At 63.5% G+C, this 20293-nt stretch carries 20 protein-coding genes; 10 read left to right on the top strand and 10 right to left on the bottom strand.

The window, feature by feature from the left end:
- Nucleotides 1–160: 160 nt before the first annotated feature.
- Entirely contained in the window at nucleotides 161–1054 is an 894-nt protein-coding gene (locus tag U4Y88_RS22120) for a LysR substrate-binding domain-containing protein (protein ID WP_321786358.1), read from the top strand.
- Nucleotides 1055–1077: 23 nt separating this feature from the next.
- On the opposite strand, the gene U4Y88_RS22115 is transcribed toward U4Y88_RS22120, so the two are convergent.
- Entirely contained in the window at nucleotides 1078–2280 is a 1203-nt protein-coding gene (locus tag U4Y88_RS22115; protein ID WP_321786356.1) for an MFS transporter, read from the bottom strand.
- Between the two features lie 106 nt (nucleotides 2281–2386).
- On the opposite strand from U4Y88_RS22115, the gene U4Y88_RS22110 reads away from it, so the two are divergent.
- Complete coding sequence (locus U4Y88_RS22110) at nucleotides 2387–3292, top strand: LysR family transcriptional regulator (protein WP_321786354.1); 906 nt, start codon at nucleotides 2387–2389, stop codon at nucleotides 3290–3292.
- A 45-nt stretch (nucleotides 3293–3337) separates the two neighbouring features.
- On the opposite strand, the gene U4Y88_RS22105 is transcribed toward U4Y88_RS22110, so the two are convergent.
- The 4 genes from U4Y88_RS22105 to U4Y88_RS22090 all read right to left on the bottom strand — a co-directional run bounded on the left by U4Y88_RS22105 (nucleotide 3338) and on the right by U4Y88_RS22090 (nucleotide 9153).
- Nucleotides 3338–4894 (bottom strand): methyl-accepting chemotaxis protein, encoded by a 1557-nt coding sequence (locus U4Y88_RS22105; RefSeq protein WP_224017610.1) that lies wholly within the window; start codon nucleotides 4892–4894, stop codon nucleotides 3338–3340.
- A gap of 200 nt (nucleotides 4895–5094) precedes the next feature.
- A complete protein-coding gene (locus tag U4Y88_RS22100) occupies nucleotides 5095–6408 on the bottom strand; it encodes a cytochrome c (RefSeq protein WP_321786352.1) in 1314 nt (437 codons plus the stop codon).
- Nucleotides 6409–6413: 5 nt separating this feature from the next.
- Nucleotides 6414–8183: a GMC family oxidoreductase gene (locus U4Y88_RS22095; RefSeq protein ID WP_321786350.1), complete on the bottom strand. Its 1770-nt coding sequence runs from the start codon at nucleotides 8181–8183 to the stop codon at nucleotides 6414–6416.
- Between the two features lie 64 nt (nucleotides 8184–8247).
- Complete coding sequence (locus tag U4Y88_RS22090) at nucleotides 8248–9153, bottom strand: gluconate 2-dehydrogenase subunit 3 family protein (RefSeq protein WP_321786348.1); 906 nt, start codon at nucleotides 9151–9153, stop codon at nucleotides 8248–8250.
- 82 nt (nucleotides 9154–9235) lie between these two features.
- On the opposite strand from U4Y88_RS22090, the gene U4Y88_RS22085 reads away from it, so the two are divergent.
- The 3 genes from U4Y88_RS22085 to U4Y88_RS22075 all read left to right on the top strand — a co-directional run bounded on the left by U4Y88_RS22085 (nucleotide 9236) and on the right by U4Y88_RS22075 (nucleotide 12069).
- On the top strand, nucleotides 9236–9769 hold the full coding sequence (locus U4Y88_RS22085) for a MarR family transcriptional regulator (protein ID WP_321786346.1): 534 nt from the start codon (nucleotides 9236–9238) through the stop codon (nucleotides 9767–9769).
- On the top strand, nucleotides 9766–10956 hold the full coding sequence (locus U4Y88_RS22080) for an MFS transporter (protein WP_321786344.1): 1191 nt from the start codon (nucleotides 9766–9768) through the stop codon (nucleotides 10954–10956). Before U4Y88_RS22085 ends, U4Y88_RS22080 begins: the two co-directional genes overlap by 4 nt.
- A 78-nt stretch (nucleotides 10957–11034) precedes the next feature.
- Nucleotides 11035–12069 carry an MHYT domain-containing protein gene (locus U4Y88_RS22075; RefSeq protein WP_321786342.1) on the top strand — a complete coding sequence of 345 codons (1035 nt, stop codon included), beginning with the start codon at nucleotides 11035–11037 and terminating at the stop codon, nucleotides 12067–12069.
- A 135-nt stretch (nucleotides 12070–12204) separates the two neighbouring features.
- Here U4Y88_RS22075 and U4Y88_RS22070 read toward each other — a convergent pair whose 3' ends face one another.
- The 3 genes from U4Y88_RS22070 to U4Y88_RS22060 form a co-directional block, all read right to left on the bottom strand.
- Nucleotides 12205–12510: a hypothetical protein gene (locus U4Y88_RS22070; protein ID WP_310632895.1), complete on the bottom strand. Its 306-nt coding sequence runs from the start codon at nucleotides 12508–12510 to the stop codon at nucleotides 12205–12207.
- A 94-nt stretch (nucleotides 12511–12604) separates the two neighbouring features.
- Nucleotides 12605–14305: a methyl-accepting chemotaxis protein gene (locus U4Y88_RS22065; protein WP_321786340.1), complete on the bottom strand. Its 1701-nt coding sequence runs from the start codon at nucleotides 14303–14305 to the stop codon at nucleotides 12605–12607.
- Between the two features lie 32 nt (nucleotides 14306–14337).
- A complete protein-coding gene (locus U4Y88_RS22060; protein ID WP_224017628.1) occupies nucleotides 14338–15291 on the bottom strand; it encodes a chemotaxis protein in 954 nt (317 codons plus the stop codon).
- An 824-nt stretch (nucleotides 15292–16115) separates the two neighbouring features.
- Between U4Y88_RS22060 and U4Y88_RS22055 the strand changes: the two genes are divergently transcribed.
- On the top strand, nucleotides 16116–17036 hold the full coding sequence (locus U4Y88_RS22055) for a proline dehydrogenase family protein (RefSeq protein ID WP_321786339.1): 921 nt from the start codon (nucleotides 16116–16118) through the stop codon (nucleotides 17034–17036).
- Nucleotides 17037–17187: 151 nt separating this feature from the next.
- Nucleotides 17188–18360, top strand: coding sequence for a lysozyme inhibitor LprI family protein (locus tag U4Y88_RS22050; protein ID WP_321786337.1), 1173 nt, complete (start codon nucleotides 17188–17190; stop codon nucleotides 18358–18360).
- Nucleotides 18361–18436: 76 nt separating this feature from the next.
- Here U4Y88_RS22050 and U4Y88_RS22045 read toward each other — a convergent pair whose 3' ends face one another.
- On the bottom strand, nucleotides 18437–18862 hold the full coding sequence (locus tag U4Y88_RS22045) for a hypothetical protein (protein WP_321786335.1): 426 nt from the start codon (nucleotides 18860–18862) through the stop codon (nucleotides 18437–18439).
- Here U4Y88_RS22045 and U4Y88_RS22040 point away from each other — a divergent pair.
- The 3 genes from U4Y88_RS22040 to U4Y88_RS22030 all read left to right on the top strand — a co-directional run bounded on the left by U4Y88_RS22040 (nucleotide 18861) and on the right by U4Y88_RS22030 (nucleotide 19967).
- On the top strand, nucleotides 18861–19040 hold the full coding sequence (locus U4Y88_RS22040) for a BON domain-containing protein (RefSeq protein ID WP_321786333.1): 180 nt from the start codon (nucleotides 18861–18863) through the stop codon (nucleotides 19038–19040). The genes U4Y88_RS22045 and U4Y88_RS22040 overlap by 2 nt on opposite strands.
- 115 nt (nucleotides 19041–19155) lie before the next feature.
- Nucleotides 19156–19668: a PRC-barrel domain-containing protein gene (locus U4Y88_RS22035; RefSeq protein WP_321786331.1), complete on the top strand. Its 513-nt coding sequence runs from the start codon at nucleotides 19156–19158 to the stop codon at nucleotides 19666–19668.
- Between the two features lie 20 nt (nucleotides 19669–19688).
- Nucleotides 19689–19967 carry a hypothetical protein gene (locus tag U4Y88_RS22030; protein ID WP_321786329.1) on the top strand — a complete coding sequence of 93 codons (279 nt, stop codon included), beginning with the start codon at nucleotides 19689–19691 and terminating at the stop codon, nucleotides 19965–19967.
- On the opposite strand, the gene U4Y88_RS22025 is transcribed toward U4Y88_RS22030, so the two are convergent.
- Nucleotides 19964–20269, bottom strand: a complete 306-nt coding sequence (locus U4Y88_RS22025; RefSeq protein ID WP_310632889.1) for a hypothetical protein — start codon at nucleotides 20267–20269, stop codon at nucleotides 19964–19966. The two genes, U4Y88_RS22030 and U4Y88_RS22025, sit on opposite strands and share 4 nt — an antisense overlap.
- Nucleotides 20270–20293: the final 24 nt, after the last annotated feature.

Raw genomic sequence — 20293 nt, 5'->3', positions numbered from 1 at the left:
TGTCCTTCATGACAGATAAACGCATTTCGCATTCGGATGGCACTCATTGCGTTGATGTAATGGTAATCTCCCATTTGCGGCACCGATAACGATATAAAGTCAGTCTTCAGTGACATTCACTCAAGCTGGCGTCAAACTGGCCTTGATCGGAGAGCATCCAGTGCGTCGCAAGATTCCCAGCAATTCCGCGCTGCTCGCGTTCGAGGCGGCGGCTCGGCATGGCAGCTTCGCCCGCGCCGCCGAGGAACTGTCGCTGACCGAGGGCGCCATCAGCCGCCAGATCGGGCGGCTCGAAACGTTCCTGGGCGTGACGCTGTTCAAACGCGTCGGTAATCGCGTGCGTCTCGCGCCCAATGGCATGCGCTACGCGGAGCAGGTGCGCGAGACTCTGGATCGGCTGGAACGCGACAGTCTGTATCTGATGGGGCAGCCTCTGGAGGGCGCGAGCATCGATATCGCGGCTATTCCCACTTTCGCCACGCGTTGGCTCATTCCGCGCCTGAAGCATTTTCAGCGGCGGCATCCGAATGTGACCGTGCATATCGCCGAACGCATGGAGCCTTTTCTGCTGGCCGGCAGCGGTTTCGACGCCGCGATTCATTTCGAGCATCCGGCGTGGGCCGGGATGCATCGGCATCATTTGCTGGAGGAAGTGCTGGTGCCCGTTTGCAGCCCCGCGCTGCTAGCGGAGGCTGGCGCCGATGCGTCGCTCGATGACTTGCCGCGCCTTCATCGGCGGCAAAATCCCGACGCGTGGCAGATCTACGCGCAAGAGACGGGCATCGCGTTGAGCAATTCGGCCGTTGGCGCGCGCTACGACCTGCATGCCATGCTGATCGAAGCGGCGCTCGCGGGCCTCGGCGTGGCGCTAGTGCCGCGTCTTTATGTCGGCGCGGAGCTTGAGCAAGGGCGCCTGATCGCGCCCTGGCCCGACGGGAAAGGTGTGGCGAAAAACTTTTGCCTCGTGCTGCCCGAGCCGATCGAATCGAGTGAAGGACCGATCCAGGCATTCGCGCGATGGCTGCTTGAGGAAGCACGCGGCTCGGCGAATTAAAACGGATTTAATTCCGCGCAGTTTCAATCGGATTCGTCATTGGATAATCGAGCGATCAACGGAACCAGCAAAACCGCGACGATCGCCATGGCCGCAGCCACGTAACCGATCTGGCCAATCCCGAGCTTTTCAATCGTCATGCCGCCGATGATCGCGCCCAGTCCAATACCGGCATTCGCCATCGACACATTGAGCGTGCCGGCCAGCGCCTGCGAATGCGCGGCGGCCCGCATCACGCGCACCTGACAAATCGGATAAAGCGCGGTGTTCGCGAGTCCCCAGACGCCGAGTGCAATCGCGAGTTCGAACGCGTTGCCGACCGCCAGCGTCGTCGCCGCCATGCCGACCGCGAGCACCGCCGACGCAATCAGCGTCGCGCGCAGCGGATGCGTTCCGACCAGGTGTCCACCGAGCCAATTGCCCGCGAGCCCCACTACGCCGAAGCCCATCAGCCACCAGCCCACGGCGTCGGTCGGAATATGCGCGAGCCGTTCGAGCATATCGGCGAGATAGGTGTACGACGTGAACATCGCCGTGAACACGACCACGGACAGCACGAGATTGCCGAGAAACATCGGATTCCTGAGAATCCGCATCTGATGACCGAGTTCGAGCCGCGCAGGCTTTTGAAGAACGGGCATGACGAGCAGCAGAAGCAGCGCCATCGCCAGCGAAAGCGCGGCGAGTATCCAGAACGTGCCGCGCCAGCCCACCGCGTTACCCACCAGCGTGCCGACCGGAATACCGAACACCATGGCGGCGGCGATGCCCATATAAACGTTCGACACCGCCCTGCCGCTGCGCTCAGGTCCGGCGAGCTGCGCCGCCGTCTCGCTCGACGTGCCCCAGAACACCGGCAGCGCGAGCGCGGGCAGCACGCGGCCAATGGCGACGATCCAGACGTTCGACGCCATCGCCACGAGCGCATTCGAAAACGCAAAAAGAAACAGCAGCGCGACGAATAGTTTTTTACGGTCGACATGCGAAACCAGCCCGGTCAAAAGGGGGCCGAATAACATGACCGTGAATGCGAATAGCGTGACCAGCCGGCCAGCACTGGCGATCGACATGCCGAGATCGCGCGCCATACTGGGCAGCAAACCCACAATAATGAATTCCGTGGTGACGATCACGAAAGCGGAAATAGCGAGCAGCAGCACAGCCAGCGCGCCGTTGGCCGGCGCGGTCGGATAACCGGCCGATGCAGCACGGGACGTAGACGACACGAGAACCTCCATTTCAAGGCCTCGAAATCTATCATTGACGCTTCAGAAAGTCGTGCGGCATTATTTCAAGCCATTGTTTCCATTCAGTCCAGAATAAGGGGCCATTTTGCTCCCATCCGAGCGCCTGAAAGGCATTGAGGCTTTTGTCGCCGCCGCCGAACTCGGCAGTTTCACCGCCGCTGCGGAGCGCCTGAATCTCACGACATCGGCGATCAGCAAATCCGTGGCTCGCCTGGAGTCGCGGCTCGACTGCAAGTTGTTCGAGCGCACCACGCGCCGCCTGGCGCTGACCGACGAAGGCAGTGCGTTCTACGCGACCTGTTCGAATGTGCTGAAGGAGTTGGCCGACGCCGAAGCCGTTCTCGCGGCGCACGGTTCGGTGCCGATCGGACGCTTGCGCGTCGATCTGCCCGTCGCCTTTGGCCGCTCGCGCGTGATGCCGCTGTTGCTGCGCTACGCGGAGCAGCACCCCGCCGTCACGCCGCGCGTGAGCTTCACCGATCGTTTCGTCGACGTGCTTGAAGACGGCATCGACGTGGCGGTGCGTATCGGCATCGTGCAGAGTTGGCCCGATGGTCTCGCGCGGCGTCATCTCGGCACGGAGCGGCTGATCTTTTGCGCGTCGCCTTCGTATTTGAAGCGTCGCGGCGTGCCGCGCGATATCCACTCGTTGATGAAACTCGACCGCGTGTTATATGGCCGCGCCGATGGCGGCACGTCACCGTGGCGCTTTGCCGAAGGCGCGAATGTCGAGCTACGCGACGCGCCTGAACGGCTCGTGCTCGGCAGCGCGGAGGCGCAGGTCGAGGCGGTGAAATCGGGTTTCGGCGTAGCGCAACTGGCTACATGGTTGATACGGCGTGAGCTGGACAGCGGCGAACTGGTCGAGATGCTGCCCGACCAGGCCACCGAGGGTTTGCCGCTGCATCTCGTCTGGCCGACGAGCCGGCAACTCATTCCGAAAGTGGACGCCCTGTTGAGTCTTCTGACACGCGAATTGCGTATCGACTAAAGCGGGCGTCCAGCGAAGCGAACAGGCAAACGTCGCTTATGCGGCTTACGCGCGCGCGAGTTGAAACACCGACACCGCCTCGCGCATGCGCTGCGACTGCGCTTCGAGCGCGCCCGCCGCAGCGGCCGCTTCTTCGACCAGCGCCGCATTCTGCTGCGTCACCTGATCCATCTGGCTCACCGCGTGGCCGACCTGTTCGATGCCGTCGCTCTGCTCGGACGTGGCCGTCGTGATTTCGCCCATCAGCGTCGCGACGTTGCGCACCGCGCCGACGATCTCGCCCATCGTGCTGCCGGCTTGCGTCACGAGCGCGTTGCCGCTTTCCACTCGCTCGATCGACTGGCTGATCAGTTCCTTGATATCGCGCGCCGCGCCCGCGCTACGCTGCGCGAGCGTACGCACCTCGCCCGCGACCACGGCAAAGCCGCGCCCTTGTTCGCCCGCGCGCGCCGATTCGACCGCCGCATTCAACGCGAGAATATTCGTTTGAAACGCGATGCTGTCGATCATGCCGGTAATTTCAGCAATCTTTTTGGAGCTTGCGCTGATCTCCGCCATCGTGCGCACGGCGCGATCGACCACATCGCCGCCCTGCTGCGCGAGATCGGCTGCGCCGCCCGCGAGCGAGCTGGCTTCGCGCGCGTGTTCCGCGTTCTGGCGCACCGTCGACGTCAGTTGCTCCATGCTCGCCGCCGTTTCTTCGAGCGAGGCCGATTGTTCCTCCGTGCGGCTCGACAGATCGAGATTGCCCGCCGCGATTTCGCGCGCGGCGGTATGGATCGCTTCGCAGCTATCGCGCACGCCGGACACCGTCTGCGTGAGGCCCGACTTCATGCGCTGCATCGCCGCGAACAGCAGGCCGATTTCGTTGCCGCTCGCGGGCGGCACATGCACGGTGAGATCGTTCGAGGCGATGCGGTCGAGCACGTTCGCGGCGAGCGCGAGCGGCTGCGAGACCACGCGGCGCAGCGCGAAATGCGTCGCCACGATCAGCGCCAGCGCGAGGCTCACGCCCAGCACGACCATGCCGACGATCCATTGATACTGCGTGTTGGCGCTCGCGAGTCCCGATTCGGAAAGCTGATTCGCGAGTTGCTGGAATTTTTCGACGTTCGTCGAATAAGCCGCGCCCGAAGACGTGATCGCGCTGTCGTTGAGCGTGGCGTAAGCGGAGGTATCGCCGTTCGCGAGCGCGTCGCGTGCGCGAGCCAGACTCGACGCGAGCTGCCCCGACGAATCGACGAGACTCGCCTTGAGCGCGGCATCCATGCCTTCGAACGGCGCGGCCTTTTCGAACGCCTGCGTCTCGCTCGCCGAAAGATCGAGCGTGCGTTGCGCGCTCTTGAGCGCAGCATCGCGCCCGGCGGTATCGTTGCGCTCCTTGAGCGCGGTGTAGGCGCGCATCAGCGCCGAGCGCGTGCGCGCGGTGTCCTTGTAAGCGTCGTTGACGAGAATGGTCTGGCGCGCCATTTCGCGCAGCGACTGGGTATTGCCATTCGCGCTATGGAGCGCGGTGATGCCCATCAGCCCGCCCAGCAGAATCATTGTCGAGAAAATGGCGAGGACAGCCAGCAGGCTGGCCCGTACGGTTACATTGCGCATGCTGCTGGTGCCGGCGGAAGCCGATTAGTCGTTGAGATACTTGCGATAACGGCAATAATCCCGCCCTGCTTTAGAGGCTAATTAAAAAGTCTTTTCGTCAGATCTTTAAAGCGAATTGACGCCCTGAAACGGTGCGTAAAACCATAAAAAAAGCGGCGCCACGCATCGCGCGGCGCCGCTTTTCGCGGAACGTTCAAACGTCACTCGTGATGCATCGCGCTACGCACTTTCGCAACCTGCCCGGCGTCCACCGCGCCCGCGTGATTCGACCAGCCGCCGCGCACGAAAGTCGCCAGCGCGGCCACTTCGTCGTCGTTCAAGCGGTAGGCGAAGCCCGGCATCGGCAGCACCGAAGGCGCCTTCGCTGTCGAAGGCGTTTGCGCGCCCGCGAGAATCACGTTGACGAGGCCGGTCGGGTCCGCCGCGTTCACGACCGTCGCGCCGTCGATATGCGGGAACACGCGCGGCGCGCCCTGCCCGTTGACGGAGTGACACGCGCTGCAATTGTCGAGATACAGACGCTCGCCGAGCGTGAGATTCTGCGCCGCCGTCAGCTTCGCCACCGTCGAACTCGCGCCGCTCGGCGCCGCGGCTTCAGACGTGCCCGAAACCGAAAGCGTCTTCAGATACGCGGCAATCGCGTTGAGATCGGCGTCGCTCAGATGCGAGGTGCTGTTATAGATCACCGAGGTCATCTCGCCCGCCACCGCAGCCTGGCTGTTACGGCCCGTCTGCAGATAATCGACGATGTCCTGCTGGCTCCAGCGCGACATGCCACGCAGCGCGGGCACGTTCCAGCCGTTGAGCTTGCCGCCCGCGAGGAACAGCGCGTCGCTGCTGTCGAGCGCCTTCTCGTTCATCGCGAAGCCGCGCGGCGTGTGGCAGCTGCCGCAATGGCCGAGGCTCTCCACCAGATACGCGCCGCGGCGCACCTGTTCGCTCGCGCCGTCCGGGCCGCTGAACGGCTTGTCCGACGTGAACGCCCAGTTCCACAGCGCCATGCCCCAGCGCTGGTTGAACGGGAAGCTCAGCGACGTCACCGGCGCGGCATCGTCGCTCGGCGCGACGCCCTGCATGAAGTACGTGTAGAGCGCGTGGATATCGGCGTCCGAGATCTTCGCGTACGACGGATACGGCATCGCCGGATACAGATGCGAGCCGTCGGCGCGAATGCCCTTGCGCACGGCGGCGCCGAACTGCGCCTCGGTGTAGTTGCCGATCCCGCTCTGCTTGCTCGGCGTGATGTTGGTCGAATAGATCGTGCCGATATTGCTCACGATCGGCAGCCCGCCCGTATACGGCTTGCGGCCCACCGCGCTATGACACGCCATGCAGTCGCCCGCGCGCGCCAGATATTCGCCCTGCTTGATGAGCGCGGCCTGCGGACTCTGCTCGTTCTGCGCGTTCTGCGCGGCCGCGCCGGTTTGCGCCAATGCGGAATCAGCGGCAAACGATGCGCCGAGCGCCACGGCCGTCACGAGCGCCGCGGACGTAAAGGTCTTGAGGAAATTCATGACGATCATGCCTGCACGAGAGGACCGGGGTTCTTGAGGTACTGTTCCTTGATCGCGCGAGCGGCGAACAGCGTGATCGCGCCGATGGTCGCGGTCGGATTGGCCTGGAAATTCTGCGGAAACGCATTGCCGCCCGGCACGAACACGTTGTGCACGTCCCAGCTTTGCAGATAGCGGTTCAGCGCGCTCGTTTCCGGCGAATCGCCCATCACCGCGCCGCCGACGTTGTGCGTCGACACATACTTGGTGATGTCCCAGTGCGAGTCCATCGAGAGGAAGCTTTCCGAATAGCTGTCCGGCTTCAGTTCCTTCGTGACGTCGAGCACGATCTTGCGCAGATACTGCTGCAGCTTCAGTTCGTTCTGTTTCCAGTCGAACGTGATGCGCAGCAGCGGCTGCCCCCACGGGTCCTTGTAGTTCGGGTCCAGATCGACGTAATGATCGCGATACGACATGCAGCTCGTCGTGATGCTGATCTTCATCGAATGGCCGTACCAGTCCTGCATGCCTTCCTTCCAGCCCTTGCCCCACGCGGGCGTGCCGTGCGGCAGCACGGTGCCGATCGGCGCGCCGCTCGATTGCGAGCTGTGAATCTTCGCGCCGCCGAGAATGCCGAGCGACGGGCCGTCGAAATTACCCGGCGAGACGTCGTTGAACATCTGACCGGTCGCGCCCGCCGTGGCGAACGGATTGAAATTCTTGTCCTTGAAGAACAGCGTTGCGCCGCCATTGCTCAGGAATGCGTAGTTTCTGCCGACGGTGCCCTTGCCGCTCACCGGGTCATACGGCTTGCCGATGCCCGAGAGCAGCATCAGACGCACGTTGACGAACTGGAAGCCCGCCAGCACGACGATCTTCGCGGGCTGGAACACTTCGTTGCCGTGCGCGTCGGCGTAGGTCACGCCCTTCGCGGTCTTGCCGTCGGCGTGCATGTCCACGCGCAGCACGTTCGCGTTCACGCGGTACGAGAAGTTGTCCATGCGCTTGAGCGCGTCGAGCACCGCCGTCTGCGGCGAGGCCTTCGAGAAGTTCAGGCACGGATACTTGCTGCAATAGCCGCAGTAATTGCACGGCGCGATCTGGTTGCCGTACGGATTGGTCCACGCGCGCGACACGTTCGCCGAAGGATTCGGGAACGGGTGATAGCCGAGCTTGCGCGCCGCGTCGGCGAACATCGTATTGTTCAGCGTGTCTTCGAGCGCGGGCAGCGGCGCCGGATTCGAACGCGGACCTTCGAACGGATCGCCGCCCGGCACGATCTTGCCGCGCAGATTGCCGGTCTTCGCCGAGAGGCCGCAGACCTTGTCGAAGAAGTCGTAGTACGGCTCGATTTCGTCCCACGTGAAGGGGAAATCCTGTGGCTGCATGCCCTCTTCGAGCTGGCCTTTCTTGTAGGCCTGATCGGCGTAAGTCTTGAGCTTGAGGTCAGTCGGCGTCGGGCGGATCAGCACGCCGGTCCAGTGCAGACCCGAACCGCCCACGCCCGTGCCCGGCACGAAAGCGCCCCACTTGCGCGTGGGCAGCGCGGTGTCCTGCGCCGAATGGCGCACGGTGAGCGCGCCGTCGCGCGGCGTCACCATGATCTTGTTGCGCACGCCATAGGCGTATTGATCGGCCGGCTTCGGATACGCGAAGTCGGCATTCGTGCGGTCCTCGCCGCGTTCGAGCGCGCGCACTTTCAGGCCTGCCTGCGCGAGTTCGATGCTCATGAGCGAGCCGGCCCAGCCCAGTCCGACGACGACGACGTCGACTGCGTCATTGGTTATTTTTGCCACGGTTTTCCTCGTTGATTCTGAATGCGCGATGTGTCGCGCGACGTAATGCGCGTCGGGTCTGCGCTCAAGCGCGAAGTCCGTTCAGGCTCACCGGCCCGAGCGGATATTTCACGTTGTGCTGCGAGACCCATTCGAGGAAGCTCGCCCGGGCTCCGGGAAAACCAATGGCGATCCAGGCTTTCATGCCTTTATTGCCGCCGTACATCGGATCGGAGAGATAGCCGTTTTTCGAATCCGACATCATTTCGCCGAAAAACTGGCTGGCCTTGAGCGCGCTTTCGCCGCCGTCGGCAAAGTGAATCTCGTTGTCCTGCAGCGCTTTCAGCACGACGTCCTGAGTGGCCGCGTCGAGTGCGCTGAAACGCTTTTGATATTTCTGGCGGCAATACGCGTCGGTCAGCTTGATACCGCGCTGATAAATCTGCTGCGGCGTATACGGCAGCTGATAGCCGAGTTCTTTCGGCGCCTGCGTATTGAACGGCCCTTGCAGATAAATCTCGTGGCCGAAATCGCCATGCATCTGCTGATCGATAAACACCGGCACATTGGTTTCGAGCGCGCCGGGACCGCGTCCGTCGGCGGGAATCAGCCGGTCGCAGGCCGCGAGCATGAACGCCCATTCATCGGCGGAAAAGAACGCCGGGCGATAGGTTTTCAGATCCGGCGCGGCCATTTCGGCGGCTTCGGCGGCGCTCATGGTGTTGACGAACACGCCCATGGTCGGCAGCGCGAGCACGGCCGTCATGAGGAATTTACGTCTTGAGGTCGAAATGTCAGACAACATGGTCGATTGATTCAACTGTCGCGAGAGTCGGGGGTGGTCTGGGCGGATTGCCGACGCTCGAAAGCCGCTACACAGCAGGGCATCGGTCATCGCCTCAGTATTTGGGATCGCGACCATACCACAAAGTTGTCGTACATCAATACGAAATGTGCAAATCTGGTCATACCCCTTTTGCGGACGGGCCATTGCGGGTTTTGCGTTGCCGCTTGCATTCCGCTTTGAACATGTGCAGACTGCATATGTGCACATTGCATGTATCGGGAGGCGTATGACTCAGCGCACGGAAAATCTGCTCGGCGCGCTCGCCGTGCTCGTGATGGACGAGATGCACGCGCTCGACACCCTGCCGGCGCTCGCCGGCCCGACCGCGCGGGCGATGCTGAACGCCATCGGCCAATACCCCGACGCGTCGATCGAACTGCTGCGCGACGCCGTCGCGCTCTCGCATCCGGCGGCCGTGCGCGCCGTCGCCGCGCTGGCCGACGCCGATCTGGTGGAAAAGCGTCCCGGCATCGACAAACGCTCCGTCGCCCTCGCGCTCACCGACGCCGGACAGCGCGAAGTCGCGCGCCTTCAGCACGCGCGCGACGCCATGCTCACGCGCATCGTCGGCCATCTCGACGAAGGCGAGCGCAAGGTGCTCGAAGCGCTGCTGATCAAGCTGCTCTGGCACGAGACGCGCGACGCCGCGCAGGCGATGCAACTCTGCCGTTTCTGCGACGACGGGCCGTGCCTCGAAGCGGGTTGCCCGATCGAATGCCGCGAAAACGGCCTGCCGATGCCCGCCGGGAGCGCGCAGTGAAAGCCGCGCCTGCGGTGCGCTGGCCCGCGATTGCGGCGCTGACCGCCGTCTCGACGCTCGCGCAGATCGGCCAGTTCGGCGTGGGCTTTATCGTGCTGCCGGTCTGGCTCGCGCATCAGGGGCTCGACGCGCAGCGCGCCGGGTTGTTCGCGGCGTCGCAATGGGCCGGCATGCTCGCGGGATTGATGGCCGCGCCCGCGCTGGTCGCGCGCCTCGGCGCAAAACGCACGGTCTCGCTCGGCCTCGCGGCGAGCCTGGCCGCGCTCGCGTCGGTGCCCTGGCTCGCGTGGCCGCTCTGGATCGTGCCCGGCATGCTGATGGGACTCGGCATCGGCCTGCGCTGGATCGCCAACGAATCCTGGCTTTACGGCCTCGTGCCCGAAGCGCTGAGCGGGCGCGTGGTCGGCGTGCACGAGACCCTGATCGCGGCGGCGGGCGTCGTGGCGCCCGCGCTGGCCGCGTGGTGCGGCGCGGACGGCCGCGTGACCATCGACGCGGGTCTCGGCTTCACGTTGGCCGCGGCGATTCCGCTGTGGCTGACCGCGTCCGGCGCGCCCGCCACGGCGGCGGTGTGCGAGACGCCCGCGCACATCGAGACGCGCGTCGCCCCGATCAGCGCGCTCGTCGCGCTCGGTATGGTCGTGGTCGCCGTGGGCGGCATCAGCGACGGCGCGCTCTACGGCCTCTTTCCGCTCTACGCCGCCGCGCGCGGCATGAACAGCACGCAGACCACCGTGCTGCTGTCGTGTCTCGGTCTCGGCGGCATGGCGCTGCAATTTCCGGTCGGATGGCTGGCCGACCGCGCGGGCCTCGGCAAGACCGTCGTCCTCTGCGCGATGACGAGCACGCTCGCGCTGGCCGCGTTCGCGCTCGCCGCGCCGACAACGTGGCTGTTTCCGGCGAGCGCCTTTCTCGCGGGCGGCATGAACAGCGCCTTCATCACGCTCGGCATGTACGCGGCCGCGCGCGGCGAAAAGGCCGCGCTGATCCGCAACATGCGCCGGGTGTCGCTCGCGTTCACGGGCAGTTCGATCGCCGGGCCGATGATCGCGGGCGCGGCGATGGAACGCCTCGGCAACGACGTGCTGCTCTGGCCGCTCGCCATCGCGAGCGGGATGCTGGCCGTTTTCACGCTCGGCATTTTCGAAGGCCGGCGGCAGAGCAACGCGCCTTCGCCCGCGAACTAGCGCGGCTTCATTGCTTCGTGCAGCATCGCGGCATTCATGCTTCACGCATTCTTTTAATGCGATTCACATATCGCCGCATTGAAATTTTCCGACCCTCGATTTAACGAGGCAATCAAGCGCTCATTGCGCATTCTTTTCCAGCCGCTTCAAATCATTCCCAATCGTTTCGAGCAGGCTTTATTCGGGTTCTGCCCCGGTATTGCGCGCAAACGTTTCTCGCTATACTCGACGCCATTCTTAAAGCGAAACGGACGCCCGGGGAAGCCATATTCGCGTCCTGATCAGGTCTCGCCACCTGTCGTTCTCACGAGTCGAACCCATATGACCGGCTACTACGATCCCTCGCTTGTCGTGCTCTCCTGCCTGCTCGCGATCTTTGCGTCGTTCACGGCATTGGATATCTCCGATCGCCTCGATGTCATCGGCAAGCGCCCGCTTTTACCGTGGATCGCGTTCGGCGGCTGCATCATGGGGCTCGGCATCTGGTCGATGCATTTCATCGCCATGCTCGCGTTTCATTTGCCGATTGCCGTCGGCTACAACCTTCCCATTACGTTCGCCTCGCTGCTGATTGCCATCGTTGCATCCGCCATCGGCTTTCTGCCGTTGTGCCGATACGAACTGAGCTGGCCGCTATTGACGGGCGCCGCCGTGGCGATGGGCATCGGCGTGGCGGGCATGCATTATCTCGGCATGCAGGCCATGGATATCTGCCCGGCCATTCACTACACGATCGGCCTGGTGATCGCTTCGGTAATCATCGCCATTATCGCGAGCGGCGCGGCGCTGTTGCTCGCGTTCGACCTGCGCCGCCGCAGCGCGATGCGGCGCGCGCGACAGGCCGGTTCGGCGGTCGTGATGGGCGTGGCCGTCTGCGGCATGCACTATTGCGGCATGGCCGCCGCGCATTTCGAAGCCGGAAGCTATTCGGTTTCCGATCTGCGCAATATGCCGGTGCCGTGGCTCGCGGGCATCGTCGTGACGTTCAGTTTGCTGATCTTCGCGGCGTCCATCGTCATTGCGATGCTCGACGCGCGGCAGAGCGCGAAAGCGCGCGCGCTGGCCGATGCGATTATCGACAGCCACGTCAATCGGCGTCATCCGGCTCGCTGATTACGCGCTCATTGCGCGCGGTCTGCGGCGTCGAAGTGATCAAGGCCGACGCGTCTAGCAAGAGGCGCGGATAAGCGAAAGACAAAGCAAAGCCCGCCGCGTCTGCACAACGCGGCGGGCTTCACCCGAGGCCCATCAGGCGGCGTCGCCGCCGATCGGCTTCATCTTCCATTGCTTGCTCGCCGCGCCGTCGACCGACGTGTCGAAGCCCGTGTCGAGCACCCACTCCCAATCGGGCGCCGGCATCTTGCCGCCCGCGACGCGCGCCACCTGAGACTCGACCTGCTCGCGGTTCGCGAGAAACTTCAGCGGCCCGCACACCACATTGAAAAGCGGCACCGTGGCATCGACCATGAACACATGGGCGACGGCGCCGTCGGCACACGCAATGCGCGTGGAAGCGCCGACTGAACGGGGAAACGACACTGCGGGGGTAACCATGAAACTCCTTATACGTCGGAACAAAAACCGCCGGTCAACAGCAGGGATCCAGGAGGGATCGTGCCTCCGATTAACGGCAGCGCGCGATCGAACTTTAGAAAGTCTCCCACTCCTTGTCATTGCGCTCGGCGGCGCGCTCGACAACCGGTTGCGGCGTGGGGCGCACGGCACGCTTCGGCGCGGGCGTTCGCGCGACCGGCGCGGCCCGGCGCTGGGCGATCTGCACCGGCGCAGCCTCCTGTTGAGCCGACGAAACGCGGAAGAAACTTACGAGTTCTTTCAACGTGGCCGCCTGCCCCGCCATGGACTGCGCCGCCGCGGCCGCCTGCTCGACGAGCGCCGCATTTTGCTGCGTGACTTCGTCCATCTGCGTGACCGCCTGGTTCACCTGCTCGATGCCCTTATGCTGCTCGTTCGACGCCGACGAAATCTCGCCCATGAGATCGGTGACGCGACGCACCGACGTCACCACTTCGCGGATCGTCGATCCGGCTTCCGAGACCAGTTCGCCGCCGCGCTTGACGGTGCCGACGGAATCGTCGATCAATCCCTTGATTTCGCGCGCGGCGGCCGCGCTGCGCTGCGCGAGCGAACGCACCTCGCCCGCCACCACCGCGAAACCGCGGCCTTGCTCGCCCGCACGTGCGGCCTCGACCGCCGCGTTCAGCGCGAGAATATTGGTCTGAAACGCAATGCCTTCGATCACCGAAATAATGTCGGCCATTTTCTCGGCGCTGTTCGTGATGTGGCCCATCGTTTCGACCACGCGGCCCACCACTTCGCCGCCCTTGATCGCGACTTCCGATGCGCCCGCCGCGAGACGATCGCCTTGCGCTGCATTTTCGGCGTTCTGCCGCACGGTGGAAGTCAGTTCTTCCATGCTCGCCGCGGATTCCTGCAACGAAGCGGCCTGCTCCTCGGTGCGCTGGCTCAAGTCGATATTACCGGCGGCGATTTCGCCGGACGCGGTGGCAATGCCGTCCGCGCTTTCCCGCACACGCGTGACGATCGAGCCCAGCTTGCGGTTCATTTCGCTGAGCGCCTGCAGCAGTCGCGCCGCCTCGTCGCGGCCTTCCACTGCGAGTTCACCGGTCAGATCTCCTTGCGCAACGGTCTCCGCCATATGCACGGCCTTCGCCACCGGAATCGTGATCGAGCGCGTGATGAGCCACGCAGCGCTCGCCCCGCAGATCAGCGCGACGATGACCGTCACCCACGTCGTTAGCAGCGCGAAATGATAATCGGCCTGCGCCGACGCGCGTGCGTCCTGGCCGCCTTGAGCGTTCAACGCCTTGTCGTCGCTGATCGCCTTGCCGAGTGCCGTGAACGCGACGGAAGCCGGTCCGAGCGCCAGCGCGCGCGCATCAGCCGACGCGCCCGCACCGTTCATCGCGTAGTCGATCAAACGATTATCGGCATCGAGATACGTTTTCCATTGCGCGTCGATGTCTCGTGCAAGCGCCGCTTCCTGGTCCGACGAGATCATCTTCCGGTAGTCGTCGAGGCGTTTCGAGAACTGCGCAACGGCTTCGTCGTGCAGGCGCTTTTGTTCGCGCACACCGCTATCGCTTGTTTCGATCAGCGCGCGCAGCGACAGACGGCGCACGCTGTTGGCCGCCATATCGACAGACCCGAGCGCCTGCACGCTCGGCAGCCAGTTTTCCGCCAGGTCCTCGGCCCCGGCATAGACGTGTTTCATCTGCCACAGCGACACCACGCCAAGCAGGAAAACCAGCAGCATGGACAAGCCAAATCCGAGCGCGAGCCGGGAACCAATTCGAAGATTGTTCAACATGATGAGTCGATTGCTAAATCAGTGAGTAATGCTCAGGCTGCGAGTGCCTTGCGAATCGCCGCGGAGAGTTCGGCGGGGGCGAACTTCGCGATATAGCCGTTGGCGCCGGCCTTGTGCGCGTGCGCCTCGTTGGCGCTGCCGGACAGCGACGAATGGATGATGACCGGCACGTGCTTGAGGCGCGCGTCGCCCTTGATCTTGCGGGTCAGCATGAAGCCGTCCATCTCCGGCATTTCCAGATCGGTGATGACGAGCGAGACCTTGTCCCTGACCGGCACGCCTTCGCTTTGCGCCTCGTCCGCCATCCGTTGCAGCAGATCCCACGCGGCCTGGCCGTTATTGGCGAGCATGTGCGGCACTTCCAGCGCCGTGAGCGCCTGCCCGATCAGCGCGCGCGCGAAGCCCGAATCGTCGGCCGCGAGAATCCGGCCGCCCGCAAGCTGCACCGCGCCGCCAACCGCGTCCGAGGTCACGTCCGTATGCTGCTGAGGGAACGCGTCGCGCATGATCTGCTCCACGTCGAGCAACTGCGCGAGACGCGTGCTTCCATCGCTGGCTTCGATGCGCGCGACGCCCGTGACATAACCGGTCGTTCCGCTCGACTCCGCGCTCAGCACGTTCGACCATTCGAGCCGGACGATGTCCTCGACTTCGTCGACGGCAAAAGCCTGCGTGCCGCGCGAAAACTCGGTCACCAGCAGAATGCCCGGCGGGCGGTCGCTCACCGAACCGATGATCGAAGCAATGTCGACAACGGGAATGATCTGGCCGCGAACATCGACGGCGCCTGCGAGATGACTCGGAGAGCCCGCGATGGGCGTCAGTTCCGGCATCGTCGCGATTTCGCGAATCTTGAACACATTGATCGCATAGAGGCCGCGGACGTTGCCGCGTTGCGGCGCGCCCAGCCTGAACAGCAGAAGTTCGAGGCGGTTGCTGCTCGTGAGGGTCGTTCGTTCGTCGATACCGAGCTGGTCGCCCTTCATTTTGTAATCCTGACTATATGAATCGATTATGCAGCGCTGTTCTCGGACCAGGAATGTCTCCGTTAATCCTCTGATCAATGGCGCATCTGAATCGCCGCTCCGGGAGCTTGGGCTCCGTTTAACGTTGCGTCCGATCTCTGCAAGTTAACGGCAGTTTTATTGCCGACTTTACCCACTATTTGCGCTTGTTTTAAAGGCAAAACATCACGAACGTGCGGTCATTTTTTTGAACGCGACGGCCCGCGTGACGGCGTCGCGCGCTCAAAAAAAAGGCCGCCCAGAGCGGCGGCCGAAGTTCTGCGAAAGTTATGGCTTCATGTCTGCTGATCGACATGCAAGCGCGATAAGAGGCACTGGATGCTAGCCAGCACAAGCCGTGAATTTTCGAGGATGAAAACGACGGCGGGGAATATGAGGGACGACGTGATTAACCAATTGGTACAACCCGGTACAAATCGGCGCGTAATGTATTACGACCAACCTTAAGGGAACCTTAAGCCGACTTACTGCGGCGCCCGATTTAGCGCCCTGCTCACGCGCGATCCAACCCTTGTTCCTGTTCTTTCCACACGCGTTCATGCTAGGATTCGCGCTGCTGTAAAACGTACTCGTCGTCAGCCGGAAACCCACACAACACCTCACGCGAACCATGTACGCAGCTGCCTGGCCTCCCGCGAAAGCGCACTGAAAGCCTGAGTCGATGCAGTGACTGCATCCACCAGGGCATTCGTCCCGGACCTGTCGTGAAAGACAGTCCGGTGATATCGCTTGAATGAATCGTTCGTATCGAGATTCAAGCGATTGCGTTTTCACGAGACCACAACATGCGTATTCTCAATACGATGGCGGCCCGCGCCATCCCGCTCGTTCCGCGTTCGCTGATTCAGAAGATTTCGCGCCGCTATATCGCCGGCGCATCGCTCGACGATGCGCGCACGCGCATCCACGCGCTCCACGCAGAGGGCTTTCGCACCACCATCGACGTGCTGGGCGAAACCGCATCGTCCACCGCTCAGGCGGAGTCGATGGCCCGCGATTATCTTCATCTGATCGAGGCGCTATGCGCCGACAATGAAACCGCCGAACTGTCGATCAAACTGACCGCGCTCGGACTACATCTCGACGAACACGCGTGCATGGCGCGCGTTGCCCTGATTCTGCGCGCGGCGGCAACGCACGGAATCCGTGCCTGCATCGACATGGAAGACATTCGCTGCACACAGAAAACGCTCGACGCTTTCGCGGCATTCGAAGCAAACGGCTATCCAGTCGGCATCGCGCTGCAAGCCTATTTGAAGCGTACCGACGACGATATCGCTACGCTACAGGCGCGCCAGAGCCGCATGCGGATTTGCAAAGGAATTTACGCCGAGGCTGCCGAACATCTTGTGGAGGGCGCATCGACGAATCGAGCCGCGATTAATCCGCATTTCATCCGGCATGTATCGAATGCCCTGCGAGCCGGATGTTTCGTGGGTATTGCCACGCACGATGCGCCATTGATCGACATGCTGACGCGTTGGCTGGAAGACGAGCGCATTGACCGCTCGCGATTCGAATTTCAGATGCTGCTGGGCGTATGCGAAAAGCAGCGCGACGCGTTGCTTGCGCAGGGATTCAATGTCCGCGTCTACGTGCCTTACGGTCAGGACTGGTATGGCTATAGCACGCGGCGAATCAAGGAAAATCCGCGTATTGCCGGCTATATTCTCTCGGCGTTGCTTTCCAGCAGCCGGGCGCGCTAGCCGTTAAAGCCGTACTTGTGAAAGTGGCCGGCTCAACGTCGGCCACTTCGAGTCGCGCCCTGCCGTGAATTAAACTACCCCATTCCTATCGCCCGGCGATGTTCCTTGCATGACACGGCTCCATCGCCTCAACAACACGGGATTGTTCGACATGAAATACCCGATCGCCGCGATGGCGATGCTGCTGTGCACGACTCACACTTACGCCGCGTCGTTCGATTGCGAAAAGGCCGCGTCGAGCGTTGAAAAAGCGATCTGCGCGGATTCCTCGCTGAACGCGCTCGATGAACAACTCGCGCAGCAATACCGCGAAACGCTCGGCAACCTGCCCGCCGATGAAGCGGCGACTGCACGCAGCGCGCAACGCAACTGGTTGCGCGAGCGCGATGCGTGCGCGGCACAGGCGGCGGGAGCGCGCGATTGCCTCAAGAGCAGCATGGAGCGCCGCATGACGGCTCTGCAGGCGCTTGGCGACGGCGGATCGAAGGCGCTCGACAGCGCGATTGCCGAAATCCCGTCGAAGCCAGCCGACGCCGCCACGCGTCTGCGTGCGTATCGCGGCGGTCTCGCCTCCGCGTGGCTTGTTTATCTTCATCAGTTCGAGCCGTCGTCGGGCGTATCGGCGGCGGAAGCGCAGGCGCGCCAGAAATTGGCCGTCGCAGCATTGTCCGATGACGAATTCTCGCAATCGGTGCTCGCGGATGTCGAAAAAGATCCGAAGACCAGTCGCGACCAAAAGGTGTTGACGCTGCTGCGCATGCAGATCGAGCGCGCGGACTATGGCGGCGACCGTCCCTACGTGCATTGCTTCGTCTTCGCACGTCAGGGCGATGCGGCTTACGACGCGATGGGCCCGCTGTACGGATCGACCCGCGACGGCAGCGCGCCGGTCTGCCAGCCGACCGGCAATCTGTTCGAGCAGCCCGCCTGGAAGCGTCTCGACGACGCGTTCGGTCCCTTGATGGAAGCCATCGGCACACAAGGCGGCACGATCCGTTACGCGTCGTACGCGAGCTTCGCCGTGCTGAGACTGCGCGCGACGCTGTCGCCACGCGACTTCCTCAAGCCTGCCCTGCGCAAAGACGCGAACGATCCCAGCAACGAGCTGCGCCGATGGACCGACAACAAAGACTGGCCCAATGCGCAGCGCCAGGCCGCGTTGAAAGCGTTGCCCGACACGCTCGCGACGACTGCACAATGGCTGCACGCGCAGCGCGGCTTGACCGAGCAGGAAGCGCAGCAGGCGGCGCGTGCGATCGTTTTCGGTTGGGTCAACGGCTGGATCGGACTCGCGGGCGATTCGCTCGAAGCATCGGGCAGTTAAGCGGCCTCGACGGGCTTTGACGGTCGCCCGCTTGCGGGCGCGAACTATGCGCATGCTGTTTACATCCGTCGTCATTTCACTTTTCAGTGGAGAACAGCATGCTTTCCATACCGATGTTTCTGGTCGCGCTGTGTGCGCTGATCGTCGCGATGCACCGTGGCGTGACACGTCGAGCGGACGCGCAACTCCGTGCGCGCTTCGATGCGGAAGGATCGCCAAGCGCGGTCTCACGCGGGTTGATGCGCGCTTCGGGATACTGCACCTGAGCCGCAACGATCCTGCGCGGAAACTTCAGGCGGACAGCCTCGCGCTGCCCACCTCTGCACGCTTGCGCCCGCGCCGCGCCACCGCGCGCGAGCGCCGCATCCGCCGAAACCGCACCGAACGCCGCGCGGCCGCCCTCGACCTCGCCTTCCGCCATGAACAACGGCGATACGTCGCCCACATTGGCCAGCAAGACCGCCGACACGCTCATCACCGCCAAGGCGAAAAGCGAACTCATGAGCGCACGCGAACTGGACTCGCAGAACATTCACGTGACCACCGAAAACGGCACCGTAACGCTGACCGGCGCGGTAGCACGGCGCGCGCAGAAAGAGACGGCGGCCCGGATCGTCGGTGGCATCGACGGCGTGGCGAACGTGCGCAATGAACTGGGCGTCGACGAAGCGCCGCGATGAACGCACTCTCTCGCGCACATCGACTTATCAGGATTCCGTATCAATGTATGCCGTGGGCTCGCGGTTTGCTCAATCGTTCAGGCCGCACCACCCAACACTCTTCAAGGAGGCCATCATGGCACTCAGCTCGCAATCCCCTCAAACCGGCGCACGCATCATCGGCAAAGGCAGCGAGACCGCCGCCGGTCCCGGCCCCGACGTCATGGCTGCCAACACGCTCGAAGGAAATCGCGTGGTGAGTTCGGACAATGAAGATATCGGCAAGATCAAGGATGTCATGGTCGACGTGCAGCGCGGCCGGATCGCCTACGCCGTGCTGTCGAGCGGCGGTTTTCTCGGTATCGGCGACAAGCTGCTGGCGCTGCCGTGGGGCGCGCTCACGCTCGATACCACGCAGAAGTGCTTCCTGCTCAATGTCACCGCCGAGCACGTCAAGAACGCGCCGGGCTTCGACAAGGATCACTGGCCGTCGATGGCCGATATCGGTTGGGCCACGCAAGTGCACGAGTACTATCATGCCGAGCCGCACTGGCTCAATGATCCGCTCGCGCAAGAGCGGCGTATCGAATCGGGCGCGCCCTACGACGAACCGCCGGAACCGCCCGAAGCCGGCAGCGTGAAGCTCTGATTGTGCTCACGGCGCTCCCATTGCGTGTCGGCTGGCGCAAGGTGCTGGCCGCGCGCTTCGCCGGTTACTGTTCGGCCAAGGGTCGCCTGCGCGCATCGTCGGCGAGCACCGGGTCGACGACAAAACGCGCGCAGGCGAGCGCCGTGGCGTTGAAGAAGGAAAGCTCGCCGGCCGCAGTGTCGAAGCAGGCGAAGACTGCGGCGGCGCGACGTCCTGCCGCGAGCCGCTCGGCCGCGGCGAAGAAGGCCGCGAAAACGCGCGCGGCTACGAAAACCCGCGCGTCGTCGGCGCATCGTTAGCCGGGCTTTCTGCGCACCGGCGCGCTATTGTGACCTCGCGCGCCGGACGGCAGCCCTTCCGCGCCCGATCCGAGCGGCACCTCGTCGGTCTGCTCGGGATGCGGGCCGCCTTCGCGCGGCATCACATCGGGATTCGGTTCGGGTTGATCGAAGCTGCCGGGCGCGCCGCGCGCGGGCTTGCCGCCACGCGCGGGCCGATCGGCTTCGTCCGGCGTTCGCGGCGCCTTATGTACGGGCTCGTGAATTTCGCCGACGAGTTCGGTTTCGTCGTGGTGGGAGGATTCGTTGGACGGTTTCATCATGAGGCTCCCGAGTCGATCATGCCT

Origin of the sequence: Paraburkholderia sp. J94 (genome assembly GCF_905220285.1) — a bacterium.
Lineage (GTDB): Bacteria > Pseudomonadota > Gammaproteobacteria > Burkholderiales > Burkholderiaceae > Paraburkholderia > Paraburkholderia tropica_A.
The sequence above is the reverse complement of the archived record's forward strand: the minus strand, read 5'-3'. Positions and strand labels throughout refer to the sequence as shown.